The organism is Rufibacter sp. JT3400010 (assembly GCF_054956755.1).
In genome coordinates this window covers 92542-106741 of the sequence record NZ_JBUDXA010000020.1, presented here as the reverse complement: position 1 = coordinate 106741, position 14200 = coordinate 92542, and the positions used below count along the sequence as shown (strand labels likewise).

Genomic DNA, 14200 nt, shown 5'->3' with positions numbered 1-14200 from the left:
TATAATTATAATGCACCACAACTACCACCTATACGTACCCCCTACGCTTATCTGCACTATATACAACATAGGAGCTACACCTAATATAAACAATAGTAAATACAAAGAAAGGAGCAACGTGTGGGGAATCTTCTCCCTGCATTAACAGGAAGAAGAGGTTACTTCTTCGCTTGCACTTTCTTGGCTACTTTCTTCTTGGGGGCTGCTTTCTTGGGCGCAACTTTCTCCTCTTCTACCCCAATTAGTTCCAGGGCTTTTTCCAGTTGTTCGTCACGGTTGGCGAGGATGCCTTGGAGGGTGGGGTGTACTTCTTCGTCCAGGCGCACGCCCAGGCGTTGGGTCACGGAATTGTTGGGGTAGTAGATGCCGTTGCCCGAGAGGGTCACCACGTAGTTGCCCGGAAGCACCATGCGTTTCACATCGCCATCGGCACCGGCGGTTTGCTCGCCTATGGTTATACTGCCGGGGAAAAGACGCTGTAGGCTCATGGTGTGCCACTCACCTATGCTTTGGGTAGTGCCGTTTACCAGAATGACCACTTTGCCTTCGTAGGTGGCTTCCTGAGGGGTAAACTCCGTGGGATAATAGACCTCGGGCTGGGTAAGCAGGCGGTACGTGCCCAATTGGTAAGGGTTCAACTGAAAATAATTCGCGAAGTAGTGGTTCTGCTTCCCGAACTTCTTGTACACGTAATGGAACACGAAATCACTGTTGTCGGGCTCGCCGCGCATGTCAAAGATGATGCCTCGAGCTTTGATGGCCCGGTTCAGGAGCGAGTCCATGAGGCGGTAATCCTCGTCTGAAGACTCATCTTTGATCATTCTGAAAGTATCGTTTATCTTGAAATGCACAATGCCTTTGGCGGCGTATTCCAGTCCTTTGTTCTTTTTGGCGGGCACGGCCTGCTTCTTTTTGAAATAGGCATCTATGAGCTTCGCTTTGGCCGTCTGGGTAGGGTCCATGAGCCGGAGCGTGGTGGTCAACTGCTCTTTGCCCCGCGTTAGCTGCACCTGCATGCTCGGGTCCTCTGACCGGAACAACAGGTTGTCGCCCCACTCGCCTACGTGAGTCCAGAGGCCGTTCTCGTTAGAAACCGACAGCAAGGCATCCAGGGCTTTCACCCACTCGCCTACCGCCACACTGTCTAAGCCCTCAATCACATCGCCCCGGCGAATGTTGGAGCGTTTGCAGAGCGCCTCGTCAATAATGGCGGTGACCACTAGCTTCTTCTCAACTAACTGGTAGTCAAACGGCGGATAGTAGCGGTTTTTGAACAGTTCCTCGCGGTGATGCAGTTGCCGAAAAAAGGAATACGCCTGGGTGTCATCTAAGTGACCATTCACCACTAGCAGCAGACGCTCATATTCGGCCCGGCTGGCGCACTTGGCAAACAGCGGAATGTGCTGAAGAATGACCTCGTCCCAGTTCTGGTCCATGAGGTACTTGTAAGGGTACAGGTAGTCTACAAACGCCTTGAACTTGGCTAAAGCCAGCATCCGGAGCGGATACGGCAGGTTCTCCTTCGGCTCTGCCGCGTACGTGGGCTCATGGGGCATGGTGCCGCCGTACGGGTTGTTACGCACGTAGGTGTAATGGTGCTTATCGCCGGTGAAACGCCGTTCAAATATCTGGTTCAGGACCTTGCGGTTAGCCGAAGTCAGGAATTTGGCTTTGGTGCGCCACGCATCGTCCAGGTTTTTGAGCAGGATCGCACCTTGTGGTGAATCCTGCTGCGGACCTACTTTCTCGCTGTTTGGAACGGCTACGCTCTTCAGCAACTCTTTGAACACCGCATTGACCTGTTTCTGGGTTTTCGCCGAATCTACTTTGCCCAGGTGGTGCAAAAACAAAGAATCGGCGTTGAGGTGACCCATGGCCGAGGCCGGATGATAGTACTTGAGATGCCCCCAGATTCTGAAAAAATACAGCTGCTTTTCAGAATCAAAATCAGTCTGGGCCAGTCCGTTTCTCGCGCTTAAAAGACAGATGGCAATGAGCAGAAGCTGAACCCGGTAGCTTAACAGAAAACCGAAAGTTTTTGGCGAAAAAGTTGGCTTGGGGTAGCTTGGTCTCATAGGGGAAATCTTCATTTACGGACGGGTACAACGCCCGAAAGTGCGCGTGAGGTTGATTGGCGCTGCTTTATCCTTACGCAAAAGGCACTCCGCAGCGTTTGGGTTATGCAAGAAAGGAGAGAATTCAGGCCACTCCTTACCTGCTTGCCGTTCTGTTTTAGGCCTACTTTCTTAGAAACAGCCTAAAAAGGAAACGATGGTTGGTCTGCGCTTATTTTGCTATTCCACTACCAATACCCCCCGCCCGGCCAAAGATCTGGCGAAATGCAGATCATCTAAATCATGGAATTCCAGGGTTCTTTTGCGGTTGTTGTCCAGAAAGAGGGTGATCATGGGCCTTTCTGCAGACGTTCTGGATTCCTTTTGGGCCTTCACAATCTGCCGCACGTCAATCTCATCTTGCGCCGGATCTTTCAAGCCGCGGGTGTAGCCCACGTACAGCCAGAACAGGACAATGCCCGCCGTGAGCACCGTAAACAGCAATTGGTACAACTCGCGGGTGAGCAGATAGGTTTTGTAGTGTTTTTGCGCCTGTAAGGAGAAAAAAACCGCCCAGCAGCACGCCGCAATCAGGTGCAGCACTTTCACATACCCCGCCTGGTTTCCACTGATGAAGATTCGGTCCCCCTCCAGGCGAAGGATGCCTCTTTTTAATTGAAACGTATTCATTTATCCAAACTAAGCCAACTCTACCACGAACTTACCACTCCAAGAGCACAATAGGAAATGTCACTTTCTGTAGCCGGTTTCTATACGGAGTTTTACCAGGAACCGCTTTGCTGCCCACTTGTTTTATACCAGATTTACAGAAAACTGCTCTAAAATAGAAAAACAGGACTTGAAGAACTAGTACTTAGAAACCTAGACGAATTTCTCTTTGGAAGATTGGGGTGCTTTCTCTTTTTGCAAAGCAGAAAGTACCCTACTGTACCGGGGTCTGTTGTAGCGCTGCAGGAGTACCGGGTAAATATTGAAGACGACATTCAGTAGAAGCAGCCATTTTGCCTCACTCAAAGAATGGGTAAAAAGGGCAGCCGTGGCAAACACCATCACAGCAATAATAGCATGACCTGCTTCTGAGTTCCGGGAGCCCTGTTCACACGCACGTATAGCTGAGAGGTTCTTTTTAACTGGGTTCTTGTGTTTATTCAGTTTCTCCCAGCCCACCAAGACCAGCAGTTTCCGGTAAAGATGAACCCCCAGGTACGTGTACACCTTCCCTCCTTTCTCAAAAGGTTTTAAACGGAAATAACCAGAAGCAAATGACGGCACCAGGATAGCTGCCACCAGTGTGTACCAACTCATCAGCAGGAAATTGAGGACCCAACTAAAAACAAAGGAAGATACGCTAAACCGCTGACCTACGTAGTAACAAATGGCCAGCGTCACCAACGTTACCAGTACACATAACGCCCATTTTAAGTAAACATTTGTCATTCCCTTATTTTTGAGAGGTACAAGCCAAGGTAAGCACTTACAACTGATTCTGAGGCATTTACCTGAAAATACCCGTGAAACGGGGGTCAATTTTTCAGAATGCCCTGCTCAATTTTCTGTTTAAGCGCTATTTTTCTGAAAGTACCTTTAAAAAGCTTCTGTACGCCATGAAAACGCTGGATTTTGAGATAAAGCCCAGGTAATTTCCTTTGTCTACCACGGGTAAGTTCCAAGCGCCCGTGACATCAAATTTGCGCATCACTTCGGGCATTTCCTCGGTTAGTTCAACCTGCGCAGGAGGGGCTTTCATCAGCATTTCCGCCGAAAGCGTATCGTATAGCTCACTTTTGAACATGACCTCTTTCAGATCATCCAGCACAATAATGCCCAGTAATTGATTGGTTTCGGCTACCACCGGGAAGAGATTTCGTTTGGAGGCGGCTATGGTTTCTACTATCTGGCGCAGCGGTGTAGCAGGGTGCAGTATCTGAAAGTTCTTTTCCACCAACTCCTCCACTGCTAAAGAACGTAGAATATTGAGGTCGCGGTCATGGGTATGAATCTGGCCTTTGCGGGCCAAATCCCGGATGTCCATGGAGTACAGATTGTAGCGCCGCACCAGGGTATAACTGGCCGCGGCCACAATCATGAGCGGAATAATCAAGTCGTACCCGTGGGTGATTTCGGCAATGAGGAAAACGCCCGTGAGCGGCGCGTACATGACACCCGCCAGAATACCGGCCATGCCCACCACCGTAAAATTATCTTCGGCCAGCCGAAAATCTGAGATCATGTTTATCAACCTACTGAAGCAGAAACCCACGTAACCGCCTACAAAGAGAGAAGGCGCAAAGTTGCCGCCGTTGCCTCCGCTGCTTAACGTCACCGAGGTCGCCACCACTTTCACCAGGCCAATAGCGCCAATAAAAAGCAGTACAAACCACTCGTTATGCTGCACCTGTTCATACAGACTCTGCTGAAAGAGCGCCCCCACGTTGCCCTGCGACAGGTTCTTGATGCTTTCATAGCCTTCCCCAAAAAGTGGCGGAAAAACAAACACCAGCAAGCCCAGCACCAAACCTCCCAGCAGCGCTTTCACCAGTTTATTGTTTTCCCCGATTTTATGGAAAAAGCGCTCTATTTTTAGCGTCACCTGGGCATAGTAGATGGACACCACTCCGCATAGCAGCCCCAACAACAGGTAGAATAAAATGTTGTGATAGTCAAAAGGCTGCAACGCCCGAAAGTCGAAGAGCACTTCTTCGCGCATGATCACCTTGGAACAAAGCACACCCGCTACCGAAGCCAAAATCAAGGGAATGAAGGAGGAAATACTTACTTCGGTGAGCAGAACTTCCAGGGAAAACAGCAACCCCGCCACGGGCGCATTGAACACCGCCGCTATGCCCGCCGAGGCCCCGCAGGCCAGCAGCACGGTGCGGTCTTTATAGGTAAAAAAAGAAGCCTTTCCGTAATTAGACCCAATGGCGGCACCCGTCACCACAATGGGCGACTCTAACCCCGCCGAGCCGCCAAACCCCACGGTAATGCCGCTGGTGATAATATTAGAGAACATCTGGGTCCGTCTTAATCTGCTGGAACGTCTGGAAATGGCGACCAGCACACTGGCCACTCCCCGTTCCAGTCTCCCCTTCAGGAATAGCTTCACCACCAACACTGTGAGCAGAATACCCACCAACGGGAAGATCAGGTAAATCTGATTCTGGAAGGAAATAGAACGGTTGGTCACCAGTTCCTGCCTGATGTAGTGCACCAATGTTTTAAGCACAGCCGCCGCAATTCCCGCCGAAAACCCAACCAACACACTGAACACCAACAGCAATTGGTGTCTGTTTAAGCGTTTTTGTAGCCAGATAAGGGCAAATCGCCAGGAATTATAAAGAAAAGAATGCGTCTGCCTTTTAGCCATTACCCTACCAAATATGCTCCATGAGCGCCCAAGTTAACCATCATATTTTAAGACCTGAAAACTTAGTTGGCGCTTTTTCCCTTTTACCAATTCAGCCCATCAGGGTTGCTTCCATAAATTCCTGCGCAAATGACTTTCCTCTCTTCCTTTACATCACTTCTTCCAAGTCTAAGGCAGATTATCTGATTGTCCCCCTTCAAAGGGCGACGGAATGCGTGTGAAAAGAGATGGGATTGGAGTGAGATTTAGCAGTGGTTCTAAAACACAAAAGCCACTTCTTCTGAGGTGGCTTTTGTGCTGATTTCTCTAAAATATCTTTAAAACGGAGGCGCATCATCAAACGAGGAGGCCGGGAATCCGCCGCCATCGTTCATCTTGCTGCCTAATCTAATGGTGTTGGGACCTCCGCCAGCGGATGGGCCTTCAAAGTCTGAAGTGGGGAAACCTCCGCCGCCACCGTCAAAACCGCCACCACCGCCGAAGCCGTCTTCCAGGTTCCCGAACTTGGTGTACTTACCAATGAATTTCAGGTGCACGCTGCCCACCTCACCGTTCCGGTGTTTGGCAATGATTACCTCACCTACCCCCAAAGTTGGGTTACCCATCTCGTCCTCAGTAATACCGTAGTATTCCGGACGGTACAGGAACACCACCATATCGGCATCCTGCTCAATGGAACCAGATTCACGTAAGTCGGAAAGCATCGGTTTTTTGTCGCCGCCGCGGGTTTCCACGGCCCGGCTCAACTGCGAAAGCGCAATTACAGGCACGTTCAACTCCTTGGCCAGCTGCTTCAAGGCCCGCGAGATAGACGCGATTTCCTGTTCACGGTTACCGCCGCCTTTTCCCTCGGTGTTACCGCTCATGAGCTGCAAGTAGTCAATGATGACCATTTGGATATCATGTTGCGCTTTCAAACGGCGGCATTTGGTGCGAAGCTCCCGAATAGAAAGACCCGGGGTATCATCAATGAAAATAGGGGCCTGGCTTAAGCGGGAGATTTTGTGGTTCAACTGCGCCCACTCGTAATCCGCTAAGTTTCCTTTCTTGATCTTCTCCCCTTCCAATTCGGCCTCCGCCGAAATAAGGCGGTTTACCAACTGAATGGAAGACATCTCCAGGGAGAAGATCGCCACGCCTTTGTTGAAGTCCACGGCAGCGTTCCGCATGGCTGAAACCACGAACGCCGTCTTTCCCATCGCCGGACGAGCGGCTAGGATTACTAAGTCAGAAGGTTGCCAACCAGAAGTAACACGGTCCAGCGCCGTAAAACCACTTGGCACCCCAGTCAATCCTTCTTTCTGGCTTTTCTTGGCTTCCAGTTCTTTGATGGCTTTGTGCATCAAAGACTGCATGTCATCAAAGTTCTTCCGGATGTTGCTTTCAGAAACCTCAAACAACTTGGCTTCGGTACTGTCCAGTAGATCAAATACGTCGGTGGTGTCTTCATAGGCGCGGCCCAGCACCTCAGAGGAAATACTGATGAGATCGCGTTTAATGGCAGCTTCCGTGATGATACGAGCGTGAAACTCAATGTTCGCCGCCGAGTTGATGCGGGTGGTGAGCTGCGTCACGTAAAAGGCACCGCCCACAAACTCCAGTTCGCCCTGCTCGCGCAGCTCCTGGGTGACGGTAAGAATATCAATCGGCTCTGATTTGTCAAACAGGGCCAGAATGGCCTTGAAAATGCGCTGATGCGCGTCTTTGTAGAAACTTTGGGGTTTTAATAAGTCAATTACAGCCGTAAGGGCGTCTTTCTCCAACATGAGCGCACCCAACACCGCCTCTTCCAGCTCCAACGCCTGCGGCGGAAGCTTTCCCATACCCGGAGATACGGTCTGCTTGGGGTTCCAGGCAGCCTTACCTCGCGTCGCTTTTAATTTCATCTCCTCCATAAAAGCAAATGTAAGAATGTTACCGCCTCAGGTAATCCACAAACATATCCACACCCCCTAAATAGGGTTTGGCACCTAAAAGGTATATCCTTGATTTTCTTCAGGTCAATGAAAGAAGAGGCATGAAATGGATTTAAAAAAATTCACCTCGGATTGAAGCAATATACTAATTGCAACGTTTCTGCTGCATTTATTTCTAGCTAACTCTAGAAAGATGGCCACTTTCTAAATGCCATAAAAGCTCCTTCTGTTTGTAGCTTATTTTCTAAATATTAACCAAAAATAGACCAGAATCCATTTCATTTCCGGCTTCTTAGGAGGGTGAAAAAGGGGTAGACTTTTAAGTAATCCACAAATTTCTTAGGAGATATCCACAAATCCGTTGCTGCTCTCGTAGAAGGTCGTATTCTAAAATCACTACATTTGCTCTCTTTGATTGAGACTACATGAGTACAGAGGCGTATCAACACATTCACATGATTGCCATTGGGGGTAGCATTATGCATAACCTCGCCCTGGCATTGCACCGGAAAGGCCTGAATGTTACAGGTTCAGACGATGAGATTTTTGAACCTGCCAAAGGCCGATTAGCCGCCGAAGGGTTGCTCCCCGAAGCAGAAGGCTGGTTCCCCGAAAAACTTCATTCCACCCCCGATGCCGTGATTGTGGGCATGCACGCCCGCCCGGATAATCCCGAGCTGCTCTACGCGCAGGAACACAACATTCCGATTTTCTCTTTCCCCGAGTTCATTTACGAGCAGTCTAAAAACAAGCAGCGTATAGTAATTGCGGGTAGCCACGGCAAAACGTCTATCACGTCCATCATCCTGCACGTGCTCAAGTACCACAACCGCCAATTTGACTACGCGGTAGGTGCCCAGCTGGAAGGTTTCGACCTAATGGTGAAACTCACAGAGGAGGCTCCTATCATCGTGATTGAAGGCGATGAGTACCTTTCCTCGCCTATCCAGCGCGTGCCTAAAATCCATAAATACCACCACCACATTGGGGTGATCAGCGGCATCAGCTGGGACCACATCAACGTGTTCCCAACCGAAGAAAACTACCGTGAGCAGTTCCGCATTTTCGTGGACATGACACCCAAGGCTGGTACCCTCATTTACAACCAGGATGATGAGCAGGTGCAGGAAGTGTGCGTGCCCAACAACTCTGATGTAAACTACATTGGGTACACCATCCATGAGCACAAAATCAAGAAAAGCGGCAAAACAGTGCTAAAAACCAAAAAGGACGATGTAGAGATTCAGCTTTTTGGGGAGCACAACCTGCGCAACATCAGCGCGGCTAAAGAAGTCTGCAAGCAGATCGGCATCAAAGGACAGGCCTTCTATGAGGCATTGGCTACCTTCAAGGGAGCTGCCCGCCGTCTGGAGAAAATTGGTGAGAACGAGCACACGTTGGTCTACAAAGATTTCGCGCACGCCCCTTCTAAATTAAAAGCAACCTCAGAGGCCCTTAAAAAACAGTTCCCGGATAGAAAGCTTATTGCCTGTCTGGAACTGCACACCTTCAGCAGCTTGAACAAAGATTTTCTGCCGCAATACAAAGGCACGTTCTTATCGCCGGATGTGAAGATTGTGTACTTCAACCCCAAGACATTGGAACACAAACGCATGCCTCCGCTGGACCCCAAGGATTTGAAGGCAGCGTTTGGCGATGAAAACATAGAAGTGTACACCGATAATCAGGCCTTACAAGAGTATCTGCTCAACAATAACTGGAAAGACAAAAACCTGCTCATGATGACGTCCGGCAACTTCGGAAACCTGGATTTGCAGCAATTGGCCAATACTATCACCGCTTCCTAACCCCAGGTTCATGAAATTACATTTGCGCAAACCCATTGTCTTTTTTGACTTGGAAACCACGGGAGTGGACATCTGCCGCGACCGCATCGTGGAGATAAGCATGCTCAAGGTGATGCCCAACGGCGAGGAAATCCTCAAGACCACCCGCGTCAACCCCACCGTTCCTATTCCCATTGAGTCCAGTATGATCCACAAGATTTACGACGATGACGTGGCCGATTGCCCCACCTTCGCCAAGTTGGCGCGGTCCCTGGATGAGTTTCTGCGTGGCTGTGACCTGGGCGGATTCAACCTCATCAAGTTTGATATTCCGTTGCTGGCCGAGGAGTTTTTGCGCGTAGACATTGACTTTGACATTGAGAACCGGGCCATTGTAGACGTGTGCCGCATTTTTCACCAGATGGAGCAGCGCACCCTCTCGGCGGCCTACAAGTTCTACTGCCACAAACCGCTGGAGAACGCCCACAGCGCTGAAGCCGACACCATTGCCACCTACGAAATCCTGAAATCACAGGTAGAAATGTACGAGCAAGTACCCCTACCCGGTGCCGAGGACCTAGGTATTTTCCCAGTGCAGAATGACATGCAGGCCCTACACAAATTCACCTTCCAGAAAACCGCCGATTTAGCTGGTCGCATTGTGTTCAACAACAACGGCGTAGAGGTCTTTAACTTCGGGAAGCATAAAAATGTGTCTGTGATGGACGTGCTCAAGAAAGAACCCAGCTATTATGACTGGATGATGAAAGGCGACTTCCCGCTCTACACGAAGAAAGTTCTGACTCGTATTAAGCTTCGTGGGGCTTTGCAGCAGACAGCTTTGAAATTTTGATCTGTAGCAAGTTTCGTGTTTCAAGTAGCACGAATTAGATAATAGATTTTGGGCTGTTTTCTTAAAAACAGCCTCTAAACAGCAAGGCCTCTTTACTTTGAAAGAAGCCTTGCTGTTTTATTTAGCTATGGCGCGGATTTATCCTATCAATCCTCGCTGTTATTGATATTATCAGGAATGTGTACAACGTTACAGGGTAACGTCGCTACGGAATAAGGGAATGTAGCCTCGTTACCCTGTAACGAGGAGGTATCTGTGCTGAGGAAATACGCCATGCCTTTCCGCCTAACGGCACTGATCTAATCAACAACAACCTATGCTGCGGTGCAAACGCACGGGAAACCACAAAGGATTGCCCCTACAATGACCAAACGTAAAACTAAAGCGGAGCTTGGTCTCTACAGGCTATCCCTTTCAAGCCTCTTTTACCAAAACAACCCTAAAACAGAGAGGTCTCTTTCTTATGAGAAAGAGACCTCTCTGTTTTACATAATCATTCCTCGTGCTACTTTATACGCACTACGTGCTACTATCTTGCTTTGTCTGACTTCAGCAGCAGCGCCAATAAGACGGCGCTGAAGACAAACCATTTGGTTTTAGCTTTCATGGCTTAGCGGGCTGCGTAGTATTTCTTTGCTTCGGGCAGGTTCTTCTGGATGTTCGCGATACGGGTAGCATCTGAGGGGTGCGTGCTCAGGATTTCTGGGGGAGCTTGCCCGTTGCTGTTGGCGGCCATTCTTTCCCAGAAGGGAATAGCTGTTTCCGGGTTATAACCGGCCATGGCCATGAAAATCAAGCCTAAGCGGTCGGCTTCGGTTTCCTGGGTACGGCCGTATTTCAAGAGAAGACCCTGTGCGCCAATACCGTAAACGGAGTTGATAACCTGGGTAGAAGCTCCTCCGCCCAAAGAACCTAAAGTAGCACCACCGTATTCAGCTAAAAGTTGCTGGCTGATGCGCTCGTTGGAGTGTTTGGCAATGGCGTGGGCAATCTCATGGCCCATCACAACCGCCAGACCAGCTTCGTTCTGGGTAACAGGTAGCAAGCCGGTGTACACGGCCGTTTTTCCGCCTGCCATGGCAAACGCGTTCTGCTGGTTAGGGTCATCAATCAGGTTGAACTCCCACTGGTAGCCTTCTAACTGCGCAGCGGCTCCTTGTTGGGTCATGAAACGTTCTACGGCTTGTTGTATCCGCTGCCCTACCCGCTTCACCATGGCGGTTTGCGAGGCATTGGAAGACAATTTGCTTTGTTTCAGCAAGTCACTATAGGCTTGGAAAGACATCTGGATCACTTCCTGGTCACTCACCAGCGATACTTGCCGCCGTCCGGTGATAGGTACTGTGGTACACCCCACCATCAGCAGAACTGCTAAGGAGAAGAGGGCGTTTCTAAACATGCTCATTTTCATAGATAGGTTAGTAAGGGTAATACAATAATCCACTCCTATACGGCTTTGACTTCGGTATAGGAACGCTGACCTATACGGAGAATAGAAGACAAAGTGTTGGCCGTAGAGAAATACGGGCGCAAATCTATTGTAAGCACTATACAAATTCATGCCAATTTTATTTTTCTCAAGACTTTTTGCCAGACTTGAGGCGGCAAAGAGAATGTCCTATCTTTGAAAACAAAAAGTCATGAAGATATTAGCCATAGGTCGTAACTACGCAGAACATATTGCCGAACTGAAGAACGAGGTTCCAGATGAGCCCGTCATCTTCTTTAAACCCGACACTGCCGTTCTGCGCAATAATGAGCCCTTCTACTTCCCAGACTATAGCACAGACATCCATTACGAGGTGGAACTGGTGCTCAGAATCAGCAAAGAAGGCAAAAACATTCAGCCTAAATTCGCGGCCAAGTATTTTGACGGCATTGGCATTGGCATAGATTTTACCGCCCGTGATCTACAGACCAAAGCCAAAACCAAAGGCCTGCCCTGGACCTTGGCGAAAGGCTTCAACGGCTCGGCCCCTATCTCAGACTTTTTACCGGTAGAAAATTTTCCGGCGTTTGATAACATCAACTTCGGCCTGAAACTGAACGGCGAATGGAAGCAACAGGGAAATTCTGGCATGATGATTCATGACTTTGGCGCAATTCTGGCGTATATGTCCCGGTTCATCACCCTTAAAAAAGGGGACCTTATTTTCACAGGCACCCCGGCTGGCGTGGGTCCGGTTAAAATAGGAGACAGACTTGAGGCGTTCATAGAAGACAAAAACCTTTTGAATTTTGAAGTTAAATAGCGTACGTTTTTTTTTAGTAGCTTTTCTTTTGGGCAGTGGCGGGACGGCGGTGGCACAGGAGCAGCCAGCACCCCAACCCCCTTTTACCGCTAATCCGTTTACGTTCCCCATTAAACCCGGCACCCAGAACTTTCTTTCCGGGAGCATGGGCGAAATACGGCCCAACCACTTTCACGGCGGCATTGACATCAAGACCGAAGGTAAGATAGGCTTGCCCGTGTACGCCGCCGGCGATGGTTATATTTCTAGAGTGAAGGTTTCCAGTTACGGCTACGGCTATCTGGTGTATATAACGCACCTTAACGGATTGGTCACCACCTACGGCCACTTGCACCACTTTACCCCGGCACTAGCAGACTACATGCTGGCCTTGCAGTACCAGAAAAAAGCGTTCGACGTGGAAGCCACATTCAATGAGTCGCAGTTTCCCGTTAAAAAAGGCGATGTGATCGCGTTCTCGGGGAACACGGGTGGCTCGGGCGGTCCGCACCTGCACTTTGAGGTGCGCGACAGTAAAAACAGCCTGCTCAATCCGCTACGCTATGGTTTCTCAGAGATTGTGGACCAGATTCCGCCTACCGTATACAACTTCGCCCTGAATCCGCAAAGCCTTGATGCCCGGGTAAACGGCGAATTCACGCGCCGTGAGTTTACGCCCGTCAAACAGGGCAACGTCTTTACTATCTCAGACACGCTCACCGCCGCTGGTTTGCTGGGGCTGGAGATTCAGGCCATTGACCAGTACAACGGCGCGGCCAATACCAACGGCGTACAAGCCATGGAACTGCGCATCAACGGCGAACCCGTTTACCGCCACAACATTGACGGCGTTCCGTTTGACCTGCAGCGGCAGGTTTCGGCCCACATCAACTTTCCCGTTCTGAAGCTCAACAACCGGGCGTTCCAGCGCCTGTACGTAGCCGATGGCAATACCCTGCCCATCTATGAAACCGACCACCACCGGGGCCGCTTTAGAATAGAGGAAGGCAAAGTGTATGAAGTGGTGGCCGATCTTTCAGATTCTTACAAGAATGTGTCGCAACTGCGCTTCTATATAAAAGGAGAAAGCAGCGCCTACAAAGCCACGGCTGCGCCGAAGGTGGTAAAACCCAAAATCGGGCACGAGGTGATGGATAGTTTCCTGAAGATTACGGTAGCCGACACCGCCCAGCAGGCCCGCAACCTGGACCTGTATATTGGCAACTACAAATACGCCGTGATTCCGTCGTACACCACCAAAGCAGGTTCGGTGTACCTCTACAACCTGATTGGCGGATTGCCAGATTCGGCGGAAGTGCCCGGCACCAGAGTTCGGTTCCCGTTCAACCACCTGGTTCCGCCCGGTACCGAGTACCTGTACTCCAATCGTTTCATGGACATCACCTTCCGGGAGAATTCACTCTATGACACGCTCATCCTGCAAACCACCCGCGACGCGCAGGATGTTTTCAGCATCAACAATCCATTGACTACCCTTTTCCAACCCGCTAAAGTGACCATCAGGCCTACCAAGTTACCGCTGGATAAATCCAAAGCAGCCGTGTACGCGCTTGGCTGGGGCAAAGGGGCCGGATTCTTAGGTGGTACCTGGAACGGAGACGCCATCACCTTCAGTGCCCGTGATTTAGGCAAGTTTAAAGTTTTGAGCGACACCGTGGTGCCTACCATCAAGTTGGTGAGTAAGTCTGCCAATCAACTCAGTTTTAGAATCTGGGATAACCTGTCGGGCATTGCGTCCTGGAATTGCGAAGTGAACGGGCAGTGGCTGCTCCTGAAATGGGAGCATAAAACCTCTACTCTCACCTCTGAAAAACTGGATAAAACAGTACCTTTAAGCGGAGAGGTAATCCTGCGCGTGAAAGATGCCATGGGTAACGAGGCCGTGTATACTACTAAGATTTAATATTGCTGATTGTTGGTTATAGATTGTTGTTTTAATAAATGAGGCTT

The 14200-nt window shown here is 49.8% G+C and carries 10 protein-coding genes; 4 read left to right on the top strand and 6 right to left on the bottom strand.

What is annotated here, in order from left to right:
- Positions 1-158 precede the first annotated feature (158 nt).
- The 5 genes from ACY0JR_RS16625 to dnaB form a co-directional block, all read right to left on the bottom strand.
- Positions 159-2075, bottom strand: coding sequence for a S41 family peptidase (locus ACY0JR_RS16625; protein ID WP_462635260.1), 1917 nt, complete (start codon positions 2073-2075; stop codon positions 159-161).
- Between the two features lie 219 nt (positions 2076-2294).
- A complete protein-coding gene (locus ACY0JR_RS16620; RefSeq protein ID WP_462635259.1) occupies positions 2295-2744 on the bottom strand; it encodes a hypothetical protein in 450 nt (149 codons plus the stop codon).
- A gap of 192 nt (positions 2745-2936) precedes the next feature.
- Complete coding sequence (locus ACY0JR_RS16615) at positions 2937-3512, bottom strand: glycosyl-4,4'-diaponeurosporenoate acyltransferase CrtO family protein (RefSeq protein ID WP_462635258.1); 576 nt, start codon at positions 3510-3512, stop codon at positions 2937-2939.
- A 127-nt stretch (positions 3513-3639) separates the two neighbouring features.
- On the bottom strand, positions 3640-5442 hold the full coding sequence (locus ACY0JR_RS16610) for a chloride channel protein (protein ID WP_462635257.1): 1803 nt from the start codon (positions 5440-5442) through the stop codon (positions 3640-3642).
- Between the two features lie 317 nt (positions 5443-5759).
- Positions 5760-7328 (bottom strand): replicative DNA helicase, encoded by a 1569-nt coding sequence (gene dnaB, locus ACY0JR_RS16605; RefSeq protein ID WP_462635256.1) that lies wholly within the window; start codon positions 7326-7328, stop codon positions 5760-5762.
- Between the two features lie 455 nt (positions 7329-7783).
- On the opposite strand from dnaB, the gene ACY0JR_RS16600 reads away from it, so the two are divergent.
- The gene (locus ACY0JR_RS16600; protein ID WP_462635255.1) at positions 7784-9166 is read left to right on the top strand and encodes a UDP-N-acetylmuramate--L-alanine ligase; all 1383 of its coding nucleotides are present in this window, start codon (positions 7784-7786) and stop codon (positions 9164-9166) included.
- A 10-nt stretch (positions 9167-9176) separates the two neighbouring features.
- Positions 9177-9998 carry an exonuclease domain-containing protein gene (locus tag ACY0JR_RS16595; RefSeq protein ID WP_462635254.1) on the top strand — a complete coding sequence of 274 codons (822 nt, stop codon included), beginning with the start codon at positions 9177-9179 and terminating at the stop codon, positions 9996-9998.
- Positions 9999-10608: 610 nt separating this feature from the next.
- Here ACY0JR_RS16595 and ACY0JR_RS16590 read toward each other — a convergent pair.
- The gene (locus tag ACY0JR_RS16590) at positions 10609-11397 is read right to left on the bottom strand and encodes a M48 family metallopeptidase (RefSeq protein ID WP_462635253.1); all 789 of its coding nucleotides are present in this window, start codon (positions 11395-11397) and stop codon (positions 10609-10611) included.
- Between the two features lie 241 nt (positions 11398-11638).
- Between ACY0JR_RS16590 and ACY0JR_RS16585 the strand changes: the two genes are divergently transcribed.
- Positions 11639-12250, top strand: coding sequence for a fumarylacetoacetate hydrolase family protein (locus tag ACY0JR_RS16585; RefSeq protein WP_462635252.1), 612 nt, complete (start codon positions 11639-11641; stop codon positions 12248-12250).
- Positions 12237-14153: a M23 family metallopeptidase gene (locus ACY0JR_RS16580; protein ID WP_462635251.1), complete on the top strand. Its 1917-nt coding sequence runs from the start codon at positions 12237-12239 to the stop codon at positions 14151-14153. Before ACY0JR_RS16585 ends, ACY0JR_RS16580 begins: the two co-directional genes overlap by 14 nt.
- Positions 14154-14200 lie beyond the last annotated feature (47 nt).

What these genes read in the sequence shown, in the direction of transcription:
- ACY0JR_RS16625 (WP_462635260.1), bottom strand. Translation starts at nt 2,075, where the DNA reads ATGAGACCAAGCTACCCCAAGCCAACTTTTTCGCCAAAAACTTTCGGT.
- ACY0JR_RS16620 (WP_462635259.1), bottom strand. Translation starts at nt 2,744, where the DNA reads ATGAATACGTTTCAATTAAAAAGAGGCATCCTTCGCCTGGAGGGGGAC.
- ACY0JR_RS16615 (WP_462635258.1), bottom strand. Translation starts at nt 3,512, where the DNA reads ATGACAAATGTTTACTTAAAATGGGCGTTATGTGTACTGGTAACGTTG.
- ACY0JR_RS16610 (WP_462635257.1), bottom strand. Translation starts at nt 5,442, where the DNA reads ATGGCTAAAAGGCAGACGCATTCTTTTCTTTATAATTCCTGGCGATTT.
- dnaB (WP_462635256.1), bottom strand. Translation starts at nt 7,328, where the DNA reads ATGAAATTAAAAGCGACGCGAGGTAAGGCTGCCTGGAACCCCAAGCAG.
- ACY0JR_RS16600 (WP_462635255.1), top strand. Translation starts at nt 7,784, where the DNA reads ATGAGTACAGAGGCGTATCAACACATTCACATGATTGCCATTGGGGGT.
- ACY0JR_RS16595 (WP_462635254.1), top strand. Translation starts at nt 9,177, where the DNA reads ATGAAATTACATTTGCGCAAACCCATTGTCTTTTTTGACTTGGAAACC.
- ACY0JR_RS16590 (WP_462635253.1), bottom strand. Translation starts at nt 11,397, where the DNA reads ATGTTTAGAAACGCCCTCTTCTCCTTAGCAGTTCTGCTGATGGTGGGG.
- ACY0JR_RS16585 (WP_462635252.1), top strand. Translation starts at nt 11,639, where the DNA reads ATGAAGATATTAGCCATAGGTCGTAACTACGCAGAACATATTGCCGAA.